This window comes from Clostridia bacterium, assembly GCA_026414765.1.
In the GTDB taxonomy this organism is placed as follows: Bacteria; Bacillota; Clostridia; order Acetivibrionales; family DSM-27016; genus SKW86.
The window spans coordinates 96,602-115,901 of record JAOAIJ010000047.1; the positions used below are offsets into that span (position 1 = coordinate 96,602).

17 protein-coding genes are annotated in these 19,300 nt (G+C 34.4%); 4 read left to right on the forward strand and 13 right to left on the reverse strand.

From position 1 onward, the window contains the following. Window positions 1–45 precede the first annotated feature (45 nt). From N3I35_18575 to N3I35_18600, 6 genes are all read right to left on the reverse strand, one after another. Window positions 46–1,347 carry a C45 family autoproteolytic acyltransferase/hydrolase gene (locus N3I35_18575; GenBank protein ID MCX8132090.1) on the reverse strand — a complete coding sequence of 434 codons (1,302 nt, stop codon included), beginning with the start codon at window positions 1,345–1,347 and terminating at the stop codon, window positions 46–48. Between the two features lie 56 nt (window positions 1,348–1,403). Beyond that, a complete protein-coding gene (locus N3I35_18580) occupies window positions 1,404–3,383 on the reverse strand; it encodes a cyclic peptide export ABC transporter (GenBank protein ID MCX8132091.1) in 1,980 nt (659 codons plus the stop codon). A 31-nt stretch (window positions 3,384–3,414) separates the two neighbouring features. After that, window positions 3,415–4,155 carry a thioesterase domain-containing protein gene (locus tag N3I35_18585; GenBank protein ID MCX8132092.1) on the reverse strand — a complete coding sequence of 247 codons (741 nt, stop codon included), beginning with the start codon at window positions 4,153–4,155 and terminating at the stop codon, window positions 3,415–3,417. 193 nt (window positions 4,156–4,348) lie between these two features. After that, entirely contained in the window at window positions 4,349–5,635 is a 1,287-nt protein-coding gene (locus N3I35_18590; GenBank protein MCX8132093.1) for a class II D-tagatose-bisphosphate aldolase, non-catalytic subunit, read from the reverse strand. 81 nt (window positions 5,636–5,716) lie between these two features. Beyond that, entirely contained in the window at window positions 5,717–6,379 is a 663-nt protein-coding gene (locus tag N3I35_18595; GenBank protein ID MCX8132094.1) for a ribulose-phosphate 3-epimerase, read from the reverse strand. Between the two features lie 9 nt (window positions 6,380–6,388). After that, window positions 6,389–7,264, reverse strand: a complete 876-nt coding sequence (locus tag N3I35_18600) for a hypothetical protein (protein ID MCX8132095.1) — start codon at window positions 7,262–7,264, stop codon at window positions 6,389–6,391. Window positions 7,265–8,025: 761 nt separating this feature from the next. Here N3I35_18600 and N3I35_18605 point away from each other — a divergent pair. Further along, a complete protein-coding gene (locus N3I35_18605) occupies window positions 8,026–9,048 on the forward strand; it encodes a BtrH N-terminal domain-containing protein (protein ID MCX8132096.1) in 1,023 nt (340 codons plus the stop codon). Between the two features lie 533 nt (window positions 9,049–9,581). Next, window positions 9,582–12,425, forward strand: coding sequence for an RICIN domain-containing protein (locus N3I35_18610; protein ID MCX8132097.1), 2,844 nt, complete (start codon window positions 9,582–9,584; stop codon window positions 12,423–12,425). An 82-nt stretch (window positions 12,426–12,507) separates the two neighbouring features. Here N3I35_18610 and N3I35_18615 read toward each other — a convergent pair whose 3' ends face one another. The 4 genes from N3I35_18615 to N3I35_18630 all read right to left on the reverse strand — a co-directional run bounded on the left by N3I35_18615 (window position 12,508) and on the right by N3I35_18630 (window position 15,104). Next, window positions 12,508–12,729, reverse strand: a complete 222-nt coding sequence (locus tag N3I35_18615) for a hypothetical protein (GenBank protein ID MCX8132098.1) — start codon at window positions 12,727–12,729, stop codon at window positions 12,508–12,510. 200 nt (window positions 12,730–12,929) lie between these two features. Then, window positions 12,930–13,820, reverse strand: coding sequence for a hypothetical protein (locus tag N3I35_18620; GenBank protein ID MCX8132099.1), 891 nt, complete (start codon window positions 13,818–13,820; stop codon window positions 12,930–12,932). A gap of 359 nt (window positions 13,821–14,179) precedes the next feature. After that, window positions 14,180–14,377 carry a hypothetical protein gene (locus tag N3I35_18625; GenBank protein ID MCX8132100.1) on the reverse strand — a complete coding sequence of 66 codons (198 nt, stop codon included), beginning with the start codon at window positions 14,375–14,377 and terminating at the stop codon, window positions 14,180–14,182. 532 nt (window positions 14,378–14,909) lie between these two features. Further along, window positions 14,910–15,104: a hypothetical protein gene (locus N3I35_18630; protein ID MCX8132101.1), complete on the reverse strand. Its 195-nt coding sequence runs from the start codon at window positions 15,102–15,104 to the stop codon at window positions 14,910–14,912. A 149-nt stretch (window positions 15,105–15,253) separates the two neighbouring features. Between N3I35_18630 and N3I35_18635 the strand changes: the two genes are divergently transcribed. Together N3I35_18635 and N3I35_18640 are read left to right on the forward strand one after the other, a co-directional pair. Continuing rightward, window positions 15,254–15,982 carry a LytTR family DNA-binding domain-containing protein gene (locus tag N3I35_18635; protein ID MCX8132102.1) on the forward strand — a complete coding sequence of 243 codons (729 nt, stop codon included), beginning with the start codon at window positions 15,254–15,256 and terminating at the stop codon, window positions 15,980–15,982. Continuing rightward, window positions 15,972–17,285 (forward strand): GHKL domain-containing protein, encoded by a 1,314-nt coding sequence (locus N3I35_18640; GenBank protein MCX8132103.1) that lies wholly within the window; start codon window positions 15,972–15,974, stop codon window positions 17,283–17,285. The genes N3I35_18635 and N3I35_18640 overlap by 11 nt, the downstream gene beginning before the upstream one ends. Here the strand turns inward: N3I35_18640 and N3I35_18645 are convergent. The 3 genes from N3I35_18645 to N3I35_18655 all read right to left on the reverse strand — a co-directional run bounded on the left by N3I35_18645 (window position 17,282) and on the right by N3I35_18655 (window position 18,912). Continuing rightward, window positions 17,282–17,422: a cyclic lactone autoinducer peptide gene (locus tag N3I35_18645; protein MCX8132104.1), complete on the reverse strand. Its 141-nt coding sequence runs from the start codon at window positions 17,420–17,422 to the stop codon at window positions 17,282–17,284. The two genes, N3I35_18640 and N3I35_18645, sit on opposite strands and share 4 nt — an antisense overlap. Next, window positions 17,419–18,018: an accessory gene regulator B family protein gene (locus tag N3I35_18650; protein MCX8132105.1), complete on the reverse strand. Its 600-nt coding sequence runs from the start codon at window positions 18,016–18,018 to the stop codon at window positions 17,419–17,421. Before N3I35_18650 ends, N3I35_18645 begins: the two co-directional genes overlap by 4 nt. A 216-nt stretch (window positions 18,019–18,234) precedes the next feature. Next, window positions 18,235–18,912 carry a hypothetical protein gene (locus N3I35_18655; protein ID MCX8132106.1) on the reverse strand — a complete coding sequence of 226 codons (678 nt, stop codon included), beginning with the start codon at window positions 18,910–18,912 and terminating at the stop codon, window positions 18,235–18,237. Between the last annotated feature and the right edge of the window lie 388 nt (window positions 18,913–19,300).

The window sequence follows — 19,300 nt, forward strand, 5'->3', positions numbered from 1 at the left end:
CTTTAAGATCTTAATTGATTATCATTATGTTTGCGTTCATATAGATTACTGGAAAGCTTCAATCTTTTCAAAAACTGGTTTGTCCGGATTTTTTCTTATGCTTTTAGGGCGGAAAAACACCTCAAGCGAAAGTGTGTCCGGTTGAACGATTACCATTTGAAGGGTCATTTTGCTGTATACATCTCCACTTTCTGAAAACACTCCGGGAGAACCATTACTAAATGAAGCTATACCTTTTAGCTCCTCAGCTGATATTGTAGGCCCTTTAAGCTTGAATTGCTCTTTTATATTTTCCCATCTCTTAGTATTGTATTTATTTGCATTGTGATTATCATTATTGCCGTATAATACAAATGAATTAACTGCAGCAATTGCGTCACTGATTCCCCAAGCTATACCCTTATTCAGCCTTGAATCAGCATTCCTTATTTCACGTTTTACTCTGTTATTATCCGATCCATTACCGCTGAAGTTGTTTTCAAGAATGATGCTTCTATCCGGATCAGAAAAACCTATTACATGGTTAAAGGCATAAAGCTTCTTAGAATCCTTCAAATATTCGGCAACCTCATCCATTTTCTTATAATTTTCCAAAGCATAACGAAGATCCAAGGTATATGAACGCCTTCCTTCTGAAGAATAAGCTGCGTTAGTTCCGGCATCCAGAATTCCTGCAAACACCTTACTGTCGTTAAAACCTGTAAGCGTCCCGATATATCCCATATATCCTATAGAACATATTTTTCTGTCAGGATATTTGAGAGTAATAACCGCCTGAATCCGCGGAAGCTGATTGACACTCCCTCCATACCATTCAAGATTCCTGGAGGTTATGGTTTTGTGAGTCTCGGACCTTGATCCGAATACAGATATATAGCTGCATTGACTCCCTCGTACTACATCTGCGAAAAGATTGAAAATGAAAAATTCATCCTTGGAGACCTTGCCGTCATTCCACTTATTTTTATTACCGCCCGAAAAGACTGAAGCCATTCCTCCTATCTCTTCGGTGTATTCAGGATTGATCTGTGGTTTTATATCTTCCATCCTAAAAAAGACATAAGGATAGTCATACTTTGTAACATTTTCTGCTATATACGAATCAACAAGGCTCTCATACTCAGGTACCATTTGCAGGATACCCTTTGCAAATGCCTCTCCTATCTGCCACCGGGTCAATCCACAGTCATAGTCTATAACAACATCATAATAGTTTCCTTTATCGACAATACTTACACCTTTTGCATGATAATCATCTTTATGTGAAGAAACAGGTATTTCACCGCTACATCCCACCAGAAAAAGTAATATAAATACAAGGCATACAGATAATAACCTCTTAACCATTCTAGCAACCCCTTTATATCATTCTAAGAAAATAATCGTACTTTTTTCTCAATTCATTACGCAATTACTGTCACCAGATCATCCGCATCCGTCTTTTTCTTGTTTTCGATAATCTGTCCTGTTTCCATCTTTATAAGCTTATCTGCCTCCCCGAAATACCGGTCATCATGGGTAATGGCAATAATCATCTTACCTCGTGCTTTAAGTTCCGGAAGCAGTGTCTTATAAAAGAATCTTCTGAATTCAGGATCCTGATCCGCCGCCCATTCATCAAAAAGGCAAGCAGGCTTGTCTTCAAGATAGCTTATGAGCAGGGCCAGTCTCTTTCTTTGCCCTGTCGACAGCTTTATTGTGTTAAAGGTACCGTTATTTACCTGTACCTTATCACTAATGCACAGGATATCCAAATACTTTTGAATTTCCTCTTGCTTCTTTTCATAATCAATTCCATACATTTTATTGAACAGATAAAAGTCGCTGTAAATAATAGAAAAATTATTAGCTAAGGTTTCAGAATCCACCTCTTGCCCATTTACCGTAATTGATCCTTCATCCGGTATGTATAAACCGGTTATCAGTTTAGCCAAGGTTGACTTTCCACTGCCGTTTCCTCCGGAAATAAAAACAATTTCTCCTGATTTAAAGTCACACTCAACAGGTCCGATAGTAAAGTTCTCCCCATTATTGTTTTTATATTGGTATTTGACACCCTTAAGGTTTATTTCCAGTTTATCCGCATATCCATCTTTTACGGTCTTGTCTGCATTATTCTCTATTAACGAAATCTCCTTTATAAACTGGTTTATCCTTCTCCAGCTGACCATAACCCGCATGATACCAGGTACCAGGAAAATCTCCTGGTTTATTATCCCACCCATGTACAAGTAAACCAGTACATAGTTTCTTAAGGTATTACTTTGTAAATTAGGGAATATTAAAGGGAATGTAAAGACAACAATACCCACAACTCCTATATATAATATTTCTCCCAGTATTGAGACACCCACAAATTTAAATTCGCCCTCAATACGTGTATCTCTGTAATCCTGACAGCTTTGTTGAATATCGTTTCTGAATTCATGACGTTTTCTTCTATTTACATAAATTTCTTTAAAGCCGTTTACCATATCATTTATATACTTGAAAAATACATTCTGAATGTCCCTGTTCTGTTCAAACTTCTTTTCGGCAACCTGGCTTACCATAAGGAATAAGCCTACAGATAAAGCTATCATTAATACTGAACAAAGCATTCCATATATATTAAGTGTTCCTAAATATATAAAACAGGTAATCAGAGTTATTACGCCAGTCAATCCATTGACAAAAGCATTTACAAAACCGCTCACCGTCTCTGTATCGTTATTCAGCGCAGCGTGTATTTTACCTTCTTCTAAAGATTCAAATTTATCATAGGGAGCCTTAATAACCTTGTTAATTATTTCAATACGCTTTTCATATACAAGGGAGCTGGTGATAGTAATCAACTTTTTTCTTACAATCATAGCGCTTACAGTAAATAGCAATATCCCAAGCAGATAGTATAAATATAATCCGCTTTCTATTCCTGCTCTTCTGCTGTCATCTCCCATTATTCTGTTGAGTGCCGCGTTTATTATAAAGATTATTATTGAATTTCCCATAGCACTTAATATACTTAAGACTATAATCATAAAGTAAGGCCTGTCATTTTGCTTAACAAAAAAGTAGGATAATATAAAGTACAAATAGAACAACGGTATTACTACAGACAAGCATGTAACCGCCTTAATTAGCGAAGAAGGCCCAAACTCATCTATCATTTCCCAGGTTATACCGTTAAACAGAGTAGATGGGGCATTATATAGACAAAAAGCTATTCCTGCCATTAAAAAAATAGAAAATAGTAAGGTAGCTATACCTCTTAAGCCTTTTCCCTCAAACTTCCTCTTTTTGGTGAAGATTTCACCTATCAGAACTGCCATGTAATAAACTGTTACTAAAACAAATGCTATAGAAACAAAAATCATTGTAAATGACAATCCGCTATCCAACACAAAAACCACCCCTTTTACCAGTTGTTGTTAACTAAGTATTGATCTGAACAACATTTTCTCTTAATGTACATTCCGTTAAAGTACTATTAATAATTCCTGTTATCTCTTTAATATAGTCATGTATAAAAAAGTGGCCTCCATTGAATTCACTTATTACGATTTTATGTGCCGTATGCTTTTGCCACTCAAACATATCACAACCGGAAGTAATTTTATCTGCATTTCCATTTAGTACTGTTATTCCGCAATTGAACCTAACATTCTCTTCTACATACTCATACCTTTCGATCAGTCTGTAGTCGGCCCTTAATATCGGAATAAAGATTTGGGCAAACTCCCTGTTCTCAAATACCTCACCGGGTGTACCCCCTATTTTGAGGATTTCTTCCTTGAACCTATCGTCCGGAAGCATATGCAGCAATTCTTCATCCTTTTTTACATGTGGCGGATATCTGCCGGACACAAAAATGTGCAGAGGATCCTTACCAGATTCCATCTTGATCCGTTTACATATTTCATAGGCAATAACACTGCCCATACTATGACCATAAACAGCAAACCGGCGTCCTTCAATAAAACTGCTGACAGTTTTATACATGTCATCTATTGCTTCAGACATGTTATCATAAAAGTGCTCCCTTATCCTTTTGCCTCTACCCGAATATTCAACAGGTACGAGTTCAATGCAGTTGTCAACAAAGGCTTTCCACTTGTTGTATACAGTCGATGAACCCCCGACATAAGGAAAGCAAAACAATATCATTTTTTCCATCAGTTCCTCCCATCTGCTTTCAAAATCAACGCTGAAAGTATCAGTCCATAAAAATCATGTTTACTTCAGCAAAATCTATGGTACAATAATATATGGCAATGCAAAGTAGCATAAAGCTATTAGCCGCTGACCCATAAACCATCGATTCCCGCCAAGAAGCCGTATGTTTATGGGTCCCTTTATTTATAACGATTTAGCCAACTATATTCTTTTTCTCAAAGCTCCTGTACTCCATAACTTTTGATGTGAGATTCTTTAGGTTAAATGCATCTACATATCTTTGTATCCCGGTCTTTATATTGTTTTTTACATACTCCTCGGGATTTTTCATTATGTTTAGTTTTTTAACATTTGCGAACAGAGTTTTACGTGCTGCTTCCAGTTCATCCTTGCTATAAAAATAATGCCCACATACTTTTATCATCAACTCTTTAAATTCCGGGTTGTCAATCGAATCCATGCCAGCATCTTTGTTCAATGACCACTTAGCCCATTTATTAGAACGTGTAATGTGAGAAAATATTATTGGTAGGAAATTTGATCTGTCAACCTTCTCTATATTATTCTCAGAAAAGTATGAGTCCTCCATCATGGCCAGTTTTATCAATGCATCGGTTTCCAGTTTTCCAAACTCCGGAGCAACATTTGCCATCCCTATTCCTAGTTCGGGATGCATTTTTAGGCATTGTGAATCTAAATAGTCCGCATTATGTTCTTTTAGTATCATTCCATATTTTTCAGAAATCTTTTTCAATTTTTCAACAATCTCAGGGTTAAAGCTCCCTACATTTTTATCCATACGTGTAAGAGTGCCGGTATTTCCTACTATAAAGACAGGCTTTGGCAATTTATATGTGCTAATCTGATTCATAATCAAATCCACAAAATATTTAAATTCATTTATTACAGAGCAAATACTGCTTGTTTCTTCAAGACTGATTTCATAGTATAGGCCTTCTTTCCGCCTTTTGAGCCTGTATTCCTCAATTGCTTTCATGAGGTATATTGCCCTGTCTATGGCAACATCATAGGGAACCATCCCGGAGTAATTCGGATCCCTTGATGTATCTATGTGCAAAAAGTTAAATCCTGCATCTATATCTGCCTTATATGAGTCAAGGGCATTATTCATACTTGTTTCTACAGGGATTTTATTCATTAATTCTTCATCTCTTTGCCATGGTCCCCCATGATCCCTGCACTTAAACAGCAGACCATTAAACTCTAGTTTCTTTGTCACTTTTTCTATATAAGAGCTGAATTTGCGCTGATCCCACGTTTCCACATAACCATACCCAAATTCGCTCCTGTCAATTTGATTTCTGCTGGCTATAAAAAAAAGCGGAAAATCATTTTCTATTGCAGATTCAATTGATGCATCTACTACTGTCTTACTCATTGGACCAATTCCCAATAACGTTGTCTTTTCCTTTAAGAATCTGGAGATTTCGATTAGCTGAATTAATCCTATTTCATTCATATTATCTGCCCCCTTAGTTTATACAGTATAAATAATCTTCAAAACTATCCTGTTTTGGCCCTATTAAGTTTATAGTTTTCATTAGGATGTTTTAAGATTTTTAAACCAACTGTATATGTAGTCGTAGTCGTTATTAAACAGTAAAGAACCTGCAGTAACTGCATCTGCTCCACTTTCATACAGTACCGGAACCGTTTCTTTTCTAATGCCTCCATCAATCTGAATTTCTATATTGTAATTTCCCTTGTTTAGAATATCTCTTAATATCCTTATTTTTTCATAAGTGTCAGGTTCAATGGATACACCCTTTATTCCTATTTTTGTACCCATAATAATTACATACTCGATTGATGGCAGGTATTCCAGTATTTCTTCACATTTTTCTTCGACTTTCAATGCAATCCCGGCTTTTTTGCCTTTACTTTTTACATAACTTATTGTATCCGTCAGGGACTTACATGTCTGAGGGTGAAATATAAAAATATCTCCACCTGCATCGATAAACTGGTCAAGCATTTCCTCAGGATTCTTGACCATAAGATGGATTTCAAAAGCTTTTTCTGTAAAATGCCTTAACGATTTTACGATATCAGCTCCGAACAGAAGATTTTGGACAAAATGGCCATCCATAATATCGAAATGAAACGAATCGCAGTATCTTTCAACTTTTTTGATACTGCCTCCCAGATCTGCTAAATCAGCAGACCACAAAGAACCTGATATACCCAGTTTTTTTCTAGTCATAAACTTAATCTACCGTACCTTTCTAGTTTTTAGATATTCCAGCAAACCTTCATGGCAGCTGTGCACACCATTCCAAACAACTATGTTGTAATCTTTTAGCAAATCTTCGGGACTTATTTTTCTGAATGAAATAGAACGTGATTCTTTTGGAAGAGCAGTACTCATGTATTGATCAGAACCATCACTTGAGACGGAAAAACTATCTCCCCAAACTTCAATTTCATTATGATTTGAAACGATGACTTCCTTTAATACTTTTTTTCTATACTGTTCATCCCCTGCAAATATCCGGGATAATAATAAACCTTTTGTCACGCCCTTAATGTTGAAATCAATTGCAAATGCACCTGATGAGTGCGGTTCGATTTGGAGACATTCCTTTTGGAATAATAATTTTGCTTTTCTTATGATTGGTATTCTGATATCGTCAATATTTTCATTTAGTGCATATATATCAGAACCGGTTGGAAAATCCTTGAGACTTAAGCCATTAACAAAATCAATAGAAATTTGTACTTTTCTATCATCGTACATAACAAATCTCGGATCACCACCTGTTTTCCTTTTAAACTCATCAATATCCATAAAAGGCAGGGGTTTTATCCCATACTCTTCCATTATGCAGTTGACAACACATCTCCACTTTTTGTGATTAAATTCACCCTTATAGTCGTCCAGTATACTGAAGTACGGTTCTTGTATCAGCTCTCCAGAGCTATCGAAACCATATAATTCAGAACCATTGCAATGCCCTACCAATACCCCTTTCAGCAACTTCTTATCTATGAATTGAATTACCCTTTGTAGTATATTTGCTATACTTTGTCCTGATATCAATATAAGAATTTTGCCTTCGGCCAACAATTCTTCCAATTCATAAATCATTTCCGGTAAAACATCTCTAAATACTTCTGCTATAGTATCATCTACGTCTGAGACTATGACTTTTACTGATTTATTCCAGCATATAGTTCTATTGTCCGTAAATTAACCCTCCTTAATGGATGCCGATATTTGTTCCGTCTACGGCAGTTTTTCCATGAAAATAAAAAAGCAACGCAAAATAAAATAAAGCTATTAGCCGCTAACACACAAACCACCGATTCCCGCCAAGAAGCCATATGGTTTTAGTGCCTATTTACTACGCTTAACTTCCAATGAATACTTTAAACTGTTTTGCAGGTAACTTATTATTGCAATAATTTCTTCTCTTGCTGGTAACTCCCGAAAAAGCTTTATGAAATTCTACTTTTTGTAACATATTGAATTAAAATATATCATTTTTCCCCATATCTTTTCAATTTGAACTGATATTAACATTTTGCAATAGTTTAATTCTAACACTATTTTTTGTTAATTTCTGTTCAAAATTTTCAGATATTGTTTAAAATTTTTACATGTTTAACCTTTTCTAAGAATTTTTATACCATTTTTCCAAACCAACATTGCATATTATAATTCTTTAGTATAAAATATTCGATATATATTAGCACTTTCTGGTACGTATGTTAATTATCTACTAATCTTTTTATCTAAATTTACTAAATAATAACGCTTTATGTAAAAAAAACAATCATTTTATATATTTTAACAACGAATGCCATATTATGCAATATATTTCATGTTAATTTTTTGGAGGTTTAGAAATGGATAGCAATAATTCGATAAAAAAAAGCCTGCTAATGAAAGATCCGCCTGTTACTTTGTATCCTCACATTGCAAATAAACTTTCAATATTACTAAATTATGAGGAGACTCTGCCGTGGTTTTACAGTAACTTTATACAGATGTGGGCCAGTAAAAGTGGTCCCAAAGGTTATTGGGCTGACTTTTCCATGTTTTCAAGAAACAGGTTCTGCCCGTTTTTCAAGGTTTCCCTCATAAATAGAAAATTTATGGAAAGCAAATGGGATTCAATTATTGACTTTGTAATTGAATCTATTGATTTCGGTTTCTACGTTTACCTGAATATCGATACCTATTACATTCCTGTGTATGAAAACTACTTAAAGCAGCATAGCAGACATGATATTTTCATTTATGGTTATGACAAAGAAAAGAAAATACTAAATACAGCTGATTTTTTCATACTTCAGAAGTATTCCCATGCTGATGTGGGTTTTGATGACTTTGAACAGTCCTATGTTAATTATCACCTTACAGGAGAAGCCGACTTTGTGCATGGAATAGAACTTTATACCTTTGAAAAAGAGGAATATAAATTTGATATATATAATACTGCAAAATCAATTAATGAATTTCTTCTTTCTAAAAACACCATGATAGCATCTGATTGGGAAGTATTCGACGATAAGGATGACATTGTTTATGGGCTTCAGGTATATGATGTGTTGCACGACTACCTTTTAAAGGTATACAAAGGTGAAACATACCTCGACATTAGACCTTTTCATATGCTGTATGATCATAAAACTATTATGCTGCAAAGAATAAAGTATCTGGAAAAATCCAATTACTTAAGTAGCACCGAACAACTCACAAATGCTTACAGCGAATTGCAAACACAATGTCTGTCAATACGTAATAAAATTATAAAGGCACTGTTGCTGGAAGATGTGAGCATACTGGAGAAAAGCCTTAATAAATTAAAAATGATTTCAGAAAAGGAAAAATGGGCTATGGAAACTATGCTTAATTCATTGAAATAGCATGTATTACAGCATAAAGCTGATAAGAAATATTTATAACGGTATTACCTTTTTTAAGTTATGCAACGTTGACTGCACCAAAATGGATGCTCTGCAACCATTTGGTGCAGATTTATTTTATAAACGCTTTCCTGGAAATAATATCTGATTTCTGTCACGCCTCTCATATACCCGATAAACCTGCCTTTTTCGCAATATATGTGGTGAATTTCCGTTTTGTTTAGAGTATCGTATACACATTAATTATAAATATTTACATCATTGTAAATATAATGTATCATTGTAAATATAAGGGTGGGAACTATCTATAGGTAAGTAACTATATCTTTATAATTCTTATCGCTACCGTACGGTAAAACTTCTTTAGTGGCACATCTTAGTATTTCCAGCCATATACTTAAGCACCACATTTGAAATTCCACTTTATTATTAAAACACAGGGGGTAGCCAAAAGTTGTAAATGCCTGCTTTTCGGCAGGCGCACGGCTGACGCAGCTATCATATAAAAAAATTATGTGTAAGAAAGGATTATTATGAAAAAGAAAATTTTTAGTATCATGATTGCACTAACTTTTCTCATAGTGCAAATGCCTCTTGCAGTTGGGCCATGGGGTGTCCAAAGGGCTTATGCAGCAGGAATCACAACACTGGTATCCAAACACACCTACAAAATTATAAACAAACGCAGTGGAAAAGCATTGGATGTATTAAATGCCTCTTGTGACGCTGGGGCTAACATAATCCAATGGGGTTACGGGGGAGGAGACAGCCAGAAATGGATACTTGAGGATGTTGGCGGCGGGTATTTTAAAATTATAAACAAAGGCAGCGGAAAAGCATTGGATGTAAGTGGAGGCTCTTATGACAATGGAGGTGACGTAATCCAATGGGGTTATTGGGGAGGAGACAACCAGCAATGGTCGGTTCAAGCAGATAATGGATACTATAAAATTATAAACAGGCGCAGTGGAAAAGCATTGGATGTAAGTGGAGGCTCTTATGATAATGGAGGTGACGTAATCCAATGGGATTATTGGGGAGGAGACAACCAGCAATGGATACTGGAAGATATCACACTGGATGAAGCGGCTACACAGTTATACCCGGTTAAACTGCGTACTGACAGCTATAATGGCAAGTATATTTTCTGTTCCTCGGATAAAGAAGGCGATGACTATGTCATAGAAGCACATACAGATTCAACCGATGAGAGAAACGACTTTTTTATAGAAAAGAAGGGCAGCAAATATCGGCTTGTGACTCGTCAAGGATATATCTTCCGCTCTTCGGATGAAGAGGGTGGGGATTATATTATGGAGGCACACTGGAATAAATATTCCGACACCAGGACGGAGTTCACCATCGAGCAGCTCAGCAACGGCAAGTATAGAATCTGTTATGACGAAGGATATCTTTTTGTATCATCTACTCTGTCGGGTAATGATAATTATGTAGAGGCTGATTGGAATAAAACCACCGACCCCAGGGCTGAATTTTCATTGGAAGTAATAGACCCTTACTTCAACTATGCCTCATGGATGGAAAAAACAAAAAATGATATAGGAAACAAAAAACTTTGGGAGATTACAATGCCCGGTGCGCATGATTCCGGTACCTGGGACTTAAAACCTGCAAAATATGTAGGTAATACTGGGGATTCAGCAACAGCAAACCTAGATCCCGATGCTGCTATAAGAATGGCCAAAACACAAGATTGGAATATCAAATATCAATTAGCTAGTGGGGCAAGATATTTTGACATGCGGGTTTCTTATGGATATTATCATGTTCTTGGCTCGCCTACCGGATCCTTTCATAGAATAGATGATGGTAAATATTATACACAGCATACAGTTATAGGCTCTGATTATGAAGAAGTACTCAGCCTGGTTAAGGAATATCTTGACAGTTCACCAAAAAAAGAATTAATTATACTGAATTTTTCTCATTTTGAGAATTTTGGCGCTGCTCAGCATTCTAGGTTCCAGCAGTTGATTAGCACCAAGTTAGGGAACTATATTTATAAAGGAAATAACATTTTAGGTACTACATATAATGATTATGTTTCAAGCGGTTCCAAGGTTATTATAAGATATGACGATGAAGATCATGAAGACACCAGCAATGGCTTCTACAGCCCTGATGAAATACCTCTTTTTGACGATTACGCAAACAAAAACAACCATACAGATGTGATGAACGACCAGCTCTCCAAGCTTCAAACAAACTACGGAGATCCCTATCACATGTTCCTTTTGTCATGGACCCTTACACCAACAATTACGCAATACATTGAGGCAGGTACAATTTACCCAAACAGAACAATAAAAAAGCTTTATCATGAGGATGATTGGTATCCGACAACAAACAATCTGGAAAGCTTTGTATCAAATTATGGAAATTTTAAAATGAACATCCTTTACACTGACTTTTGCAATACCGGCCTTACCGATATATCGATGAAAGCCAATCGCTTGGAGGGAACTAACTACGCACTAACTGCAACTGTAACTGCAGATAGTGAATTCAGTTCAAATACTGGCGCTTCAAATGCTGTTGATGGGCACTGGGCGCAAGAAGCCGGAGATTGCTGGATATCTACCGGTTCCACCTCGTCCCACTGGTTAAAATTGGATTTTGGTCAAGCCGTAACAATCGACCTGTTTAAAATCAGGCACGCCGGTGCAGCTACCAGAGACTTCAAAATACTGGGGAGCGACGATGGTACCACCTTTACGAGCATCAAAATTATAGCCGGCAATATACGGAGTGAAACACATCATCCCATAGCATTTCCAAAACCTTATAGGTATGTGATGCTCTATATAACCAACCCGAACGGAGGGTACGACAACTATGCCAGAATTTTTGAGTTTGAAGCGTGGAATACATTATCGACTAACACGACTCCAGACCCTGGTCCTCAAACAGTAAATCCAATCTACGATGAAGCAGCGGTTACTGCGGCTGCGGATAGTGAATACAGCTCCAATTTTGTTGCTTCAAATGCTGTGGATGGGCAGTGGGCACAAGAAACCGGAGATTGCTGGATATCCGGTGCTTCCAGCTCAACCCATTGGCTCCAACTGGAGTTCGATGGCTGCATGTATTTCAATCGGTATAGAGTCAGGCACAGCGGTAATGCAAATTTAGTCACAAGAGATTTTAAAATACAAGGGAGCAACGATGCATTCAATTGGACGGACCTTAAAACTATAACGGGCAATACGAGCAGCGTGACGGAGCATGAGGTATATTACCCGAACTCATACAGGTATGTGAGGCTCTACATAACCAAGCCGAACGCGGACATAGACAATCATGCAAGAATTTATGAGTTTGAAGCATATTATGTTGACGATGGCGAGGGATTTTAGCAAAAGAACCAATTTGATTCAAAAAAGCTCCGGGCAAATTTGTCCGGAGCTTTTTTTTAACAATTATCCAGATTTTACGGGTTTAGAAAAATCCTCTTATCATCATTGTAAAACCAAATCCTCCTATTGGAATCCCAATAACGGCACCGATTATAGTAAGGCTTAATACTGCACCTACTATCATCAATGCTACTCCGAGCACAGCTGCCACTATTCTTCCGGCCAGCTTCAGAATCATTTCAACTATACTATATAATGCAACAAATGGCCAAAAAATCAGTGGCGTACTTCTATAATACATCATCAGCACCCTTTCGTTTCGTGATTTCAATATAATATACTGAAATTTAGTATAAAAGTCTGAATGTATTATATAGAATTTTATCCAATTTTATAACATATAAATTATTAATATTACTTGTTCTATAATTGAATATTATCGCAAAATAAAAACCACCCAATTAAGAGTGGTTTATTAATATTTTAGTCTGCTTACGTATATGCTTATTTTTGCTTTGCTTTCAAAGCTTTTAATACTTCTATCTGATTCTTAATCTTTGCTTTTAAATCATTGAGCTTACTTACCAGACTGCTATATTTCCCACTGGAATCCTTATCCACCTTTTTCCCAAGATCCTTCAGACTCTTCTCTATTGCTGACAGTTTGTTTGATAATGCATTAAGCTTACCTGTAGTTCCATTTACAAAACCGTTTATATTTGTTTCTTTAACCTTTATAGCAGAATCGGTAACTGTTCCAATAGCAGCTCCTGATGTCGTACCGATTGCACTGGTCGTAGTGTTTACTGCACTGTTTGTAGTATTGATTGCACTATCGGTTGTGCTTATTGCAGTACTTGTAGGTACACTTACAGCAGTACCCGTGGTAGCTATAGCTGAATCTGTGGTAGTACTTACAGCTGTACCAGTCGTATTAACTACTGTGCCTGATGTGTTAACCGCAGATCCTGATGTGTTAACTGCTGAACCTGATGTGCTAACCTTTATGACAGAATTGATTTCATTTATTATCTTGTTAGTATCTGCTTCAACTTTTGTCAGATTTTTTTCTATAGCTGCAAGCTGGTTAAGTATATCATTTTTAGCCTGGGGCTTCTTTCCTTTACTATCTTTGGATGATTTATCATTCTTCGATGATGATTTGTTATCCTTCGATGATGATTTATTTTCCTTTATTTCCTTTTTTGTTTCGGCTTTTGGAGTTTCTACAGGTTCTACCTTTTTCTCCGGTGTTTTTGCTTTTTCCTCTACCTTTACCTCGCTACTCTTAGGACTATTACCATTGCCGGGTTTTGCCGCGACTCCAAATGGTATGGAAGCAAGGACAGCGACAGCTGTAGCAATTGAAAGTAATTTGTATGATTTTATTTTCATTTTTGACCCTCCCTTAGTAAGTTTTGTACTATATGTATTCGTAAGGAGAAGTCGAAAAAAGGGGTAAAATAAAAAAATAGGTAAAAAGGCCTAATTTTTTATTTTTGCATAAATATATAAGCCGCAAACTTTTTAGTTTGCGGCTTATATGGCCTGCCCGAGACGACTCGAACGTCCGGCCAACGGATTAGAAGTCTGTCTAGTTTAGTTTTTGATAATCTTTACACAACACGGTTATATCAACGTCTGTGTAGTCTGATTATTTAAACAATTTGTCGCGTATTACTCAACATTTAGACAAGGAGATAAAATTTAAAACACTTTATTAACGCTAAGATTGGTAAAACGATTGGTACCTATTATACTTCAAATGTATGTTTTATTGATTCTAGTATCATTTGTTTCATAGAAATCTTATCGTATTTCTCGCGTTTCTTAACTAAATCTTTCAAAATATTAGTATCAATTCCAGCTTCAGCTATTTTATCAGACAACATATTATAAATTTCTGAATATTCATCCCATGCTTTAATATACCTATTGTTGAGATTATCCATTCTAAGATCCTCCAAAATTATTATAGTTGCATTTCTTGCTAAGTTAATGACTTAAGTTAAGATTTGTTCTAAATGAACCAAAAGGATAATCATGCAATTTTACTCTTCATTATTAAAATAATATTGTTTACATGATAAATTTATTGTATTACAATTAAATTGCATGATGCATCCTTTATGGTTGCGATTGTATAAAGAGACTCGTTAGTCCACCAAGATTTGCCGGGTCTCTTTTATTTTAATGAAATACGTATACCCAAATAACGTCACCCCCTACTTAGTTATTATCGAAAACGCTAAATCGTTTATCGAATGTTAATGTTTTTTAATTTCGATATGCGTTTTTGTGTTTTTACTAACTACTAAAGAATATAACATAATAAGGAAAATAATGCAAAAAGAAAGAATAGAATAATTTCGACATAAATTGACAAAGAAGTATTTTATTCGATGTAATATGACAAAACAAACATAAAATTCGACAAGATGTTTTGGAAGCGTTAATCATGTTTTATAGACTGTTAAGCATTGTTTACAATTTTTTTATCAAATCTATGATTTCATTTTTCTTACTTTCCAAACTAGTACTATTTATATCCTTCTCTATTAAGCTTGTTAAGTACTTACCCATCTTTGATCTTGGGAAACTCAATAGCTTATTTATTGCTTTTTCTCCGTAAATTGTTGCATTAAAATTCCTTTTTACAATCTCTTTTTTAACATTCAAATTAATCTACCTCCATTTCCAGTATATATTAACATAGATTTATTAGTTTTTCAATATGTGCGCATAGAAAATATTTTTGCGCTTACATATTGATTGTATATATTTATTATGGTATATTATAGAAAAGTTTGTCAAAGGAGATTTTCCTTATGCTTTCAATAGCAATATTAGATGATGATGAAAATATTCTTAATGATTACAACAAAAAGATTTCGAAATGGCTAAAGAAAAACAGTATTAAGGGTGAAATAGTAATATCAACAAATGATCCTCAAGTGTTTTTGAGGGAATTGAGAGAAAAACAGGTGAATGTATGTATTATTGATATCAACTTAAAAAGTGAAGTTAATGGAATGTACATTGCAGAATGCATAAGAAAAGAAGGCCTGCCAGTAGAAATAATATTTAGTACTGGTCTTTTAGAGTATATGCCTAAAGCATTTGATGTTCGAGCTTATAACTTTATAGCCAAGCCGTTAAATGAAAATTTAGAAAAATGCCTAATAAAACTAAATCAAGACCTTATGGAAAGAAAAACATTATATAAAAAAATTGATGTTAGATTTGGATCAACAGTTTACTACATTAATATAGATGATATAGTGTTTATTGAACATATTGGAAACAAAACTGTACTACATATAAAAAATCGCAACATTGAAACGTATGAAGGTTTAGAAGAAATTATCTCAAGGCTCGATGATAAAAGATTTCTACAGTGTCATCGCTCTGTATACATAAATATTGACTTCATAGAAAGCTTAAATATCAAGAATAAAAGACTCTTGATGATAACTGGGGATACATGTGAAGTAGGTCCAAAGTATTATAATATTATTAAAGATAAACTGGAATGGAGTGAAAACAGTGCAAATTGACTTCTTAGCGATAAATCTATTATCTGCAGTTTTGTCAGCTCTTCTCATTTCTTACTTTGTAAAAAGCTTCTATAAAATAAATTTAGAATTCAAAAATCAAGTTGCATTTACAATACTTTTTGGTCTACTAAATGGTATAGTTTCTGTAGCTATCCGTGATATGGGAGATCTTGTAAATAACTTAAAGCCCATACTTTTGATGTCACTTAGTATAATAATTATAAAGCTAATTTTGGATATAAGTATATTGAAATCGCTAATTTCGTTTTTTATAGTAGCTTTGGGAATCGGAATTGGTAATGCAATTGTTCCATTATTGTTTAATTTGCTCGGGTTTAGCGTTACAAATATAACTTTAGAAAATAAAATTATAATTGCTGCTTTACTTAATCTATTTATAAATGTTGTAGCCGCAATATTTATTTTTACAATAAAGCCAATAAAGGGTGTTTTCTCAAGCATTAAGAATTCCAAAACTGTAATAATTACATTGTTATTGTCATTTCTTCTGATAACAACAAGTGCATCATTGCAATATTTCAGTAATAATTTTAATCCAATAATATTTACAATAATTACTTTATTGACAACTATTTACTGCGTTTTTACAATATGGACATCCATGGTGTCATACAAAACAGAGAACCAAAAAATCGAACTTGAACAGCAAAAATTTTATAACGAGTCTTTAGATAATGCCCTTCATAATCTTAGGAGATTTAAACATGACTGGGTTAATAATTTAGGTGTAATACATGACATGTTGCAAGAACATGAATATATTGCCGCTCAAAGCTACATAAATGAGTTGTTAGAAACTGATAACAAAATAGGGTCTACTGCAATACTAAATATTAAGAATGCAGGGTTACATGGAATAATCTCCTCAAAAATCAAACTTGCATCTGACAGGGGAATAAGTCTGAACTTAAAATCAATTGGCACAATTAAGGATATTACTAATATAAAAATATCAGAGCTATGTGAAATAATTGGAATTTTTTTAGATAATGCAATTGAATCTACAGAAAATGAGAATGATAAAAATATTGAAGTTTGCATATTGTCAGACGATTCTAATATTCAAATCACTATAAAGAATCCTTGCTTTTTGCAACCGGAAATAAACAAAATTTTTACTCCAGGCTATTCTACAAAAGGTATGGGCAGAGGAAATGGTCTTTTTATAGTCAAAAAGTTATTAGAAAAAAATCAGTATGTATTAAATAATACATACTACAATGAAAATGAAAAACAGTTTATTCAAGAATTAGCTATTTCTTTAAGCAAAACTACTCCTTAATCTTGCTTAATTAATGTTTTTGGGCACTTACGCTGATGAAATACAAACAGCCAACATGCGGATGCTGAAGCAGCAGCAACTAAAAGCCCAATTACCGAAAGCAGAAAATACATCTTTTCCTTCATTGACTTTTTCATAATAATTCCTCCTCTTTAAACCCATATTTATTACCAGTTATTTTATAGACAATAGGTGTTAAAGTAATACTTTCAGCTATACATGTAAATAGCAAAATCTTTGCCCAAAAAGTAGGAACGATAATGCTTGAAAGTAATATTGAAGTTAAAGTAATAAAGCCAAATTTCCGCAATCTCTTGCGTTGTTTTCTTGACAAAATCGGTTTATTAATATCATCTGCAGGAGCATATTTATAGGCCAAAATAAAACTTAAAGGCGCTGTAAATACCAACACAAAAACAGGCTCCAACTTACAAATACTTGAAATCCCTATAATGCCAAAAATCACCGCAGAGTATGAAATAAGACAACCTATATGTGTTTTTGCATGAACTCCACCGAGAAAATTTCTCATTAATCCAAGTACAAAAATTACAACTATTGTGTAGGCAAGAACACCAAGAATATACGAAAGCATCAAAATTAATAAAATTTTATAGAGTTCAGAAATAAGCATATACAGTCCATACTCTATATGTTCTGCTTTTTCTTTTGAAATATCAGGCAAATTTTCTGATATTCTTCTTGTTATTCCCTCGCTAATTTTACTTATCATTATTACCACCATAAATATTATATAGCATTTTTATAAACATTGGTATACGTAACATCATAGTTATACACTATGTTAACAAAAAACTACAGAACTACTTAGTTTACGTAAAAGCGGTAAAGAGATACAGTAAAAATTTGTTCCAAATAAAAAGCCCTTAATTCCCATGAAAGCCCTCTTTTATACTTTAGTCTGAAGTACTTAGTATACAAACTAATATTATACTTTAGGCAACAGAAAGGAATTACATTTTGGACATTTAATATTGGGATCTCCTGAAATATATGTGGCTTTACAAAATATACATTCATATTCTCTTTCTTTTGATATTTCTTCAGAGCTATATTTCTCGTCATATGCTTTCTGATATGCTTCTCGAAATCCTACCCTTGATATATCAACTATCTGTACAATATCTTTTCTATGTGGATTATCAGTGCCAGAAAATCCAATTCCATACTTTGCTGACCTATGCCTGGTTATTATATCATATGAATAATCCTCGAATCTACTTTTAAAAAAATCTGCAACTTCTTTTATAGGCTTACCCATCAATTGTACACCATCTAAGAATACCTTGACAGGCTTGTAAAATTCAATTTCTGCACATATAGATATGTCGTTTTTGTTTGGCTCATATAAAACTCTACATATTCCTGAATAATATTCTTCATCATAACCAATAAGCGACTTTGAACACTCCGGTTTTACTTTCAATATGGATTGTATTTCTTCGCTCATCATCCCAAACTTTATTGTATCAGTGCCTTCAAACAGGATTATGTTGAATTTCGGCACAAGTTTTTTCTTTGGTTTATCGTGCATATCGGAGTGTACTTTTTCCTTACTTATGCCGAATTTGGCACCGTCATCACCTTCAAATAGAACGTCTTTCATAATATACTCCTTTTTATAGTTTGGGCCGGTAACACTAAAGATATTACCGACCAAATTGTACCACAATTTATTCAATTTTACATAAGCTTTTATTGATACCATCCCAAAGTATTTGCTGCATATGCTCTAGCTTAAATATGTGGGGTGTATAGTAATTGTACAAAAAATGGCTATAAGTATGTAATGAATTTACAACGATAATCTTTATGCGATTGTAAGCCTAAACCCATGAAATTTTCTTTGGAAAATTTACGAATGTAGAATTAGGTTTCAATAAACAAAAAAGCACCTTTAAAAGGTACTCCTTAAAATCATGTTATAGTACTATTTTCATCATTATATTTCATCATTGTAATATTTCTCAATGGCCTCTCTCAAGTTATTGGCT